This window comes from Burkholderia sp. BCC1640, assembly GCF_902833125.1.
Lineage (GTDB): Bacteria > Pseudomonadota > Gammaproteobacteria > Burkholderiales > Burkholderiaceae > Burkholderia > Burkholderia diffusa.
On record NZ_CADFEF010000132.1, the window covers coordinates 1 to 557 of the forward strand.

At 65.4% G+C, this 557-nt stretch carries 1 protein-coding gene; it reads right to left on the reverse strand.

Annotated elements, in window-relative coordinates; all coding sequences use genetic code 11:
* Nucleotides 1-557 (reverse strand): contractile injection system protein, VgrG/Pvc8 family (locus HWX25_RS32845; protein ID WP_244138837.1); only part of this gene is annotated, 557 nt, incomplete at both ends.

The following is a 557-nucleotide window of genomic DNA, read 5'->3' on the forward strand; positions in this document are numbered from 1 at the left end:
AGCGGGAAGTGATGCCCATAGTTGTCGCCGCTATACGGCTTCGCGAACCGCACCGGCCGACTCGTGCCACCCGGACTCCACTCATCGAGGTCGAACGGCAGCTTGATCACGTACCAGCCCTGCTCCGTCAGGTACGCGTACTTGTAGTCGCCCGGTGACGTAACGCGGGCCGGCAGGATGCCGTCGATGGCCGGTCGCTCGATCGAGCCCATCGGCGTACGCCAGACCCGGTCCGACGCAATTCCCTCGAAGCTCACCCAATACGCGTCGCTGCGCCCGCCGCGCGATTCGACCGACGTGATGAAGATCCCGTGCTTCGCATCGGCCTGAACCGGGTCGACGCGCATCACCTCACCCGCTTCGAGCCAGAACGGATTGCCCGTGCCGTTGAAGGTGATCTGCGCGGCTAGATACTCCTCGTGGCGGCGACGGGCGATCTGCTGACCTTCCTCCGGCGTCTCGTAATGCTCGCCCCAGCGATAGTCGATGCCGTTCGTCGACTTGTCCGCTCGCGCGGCGTTTTCCTCGACGAGCAGCGACACACCGGCCTGCCGGTG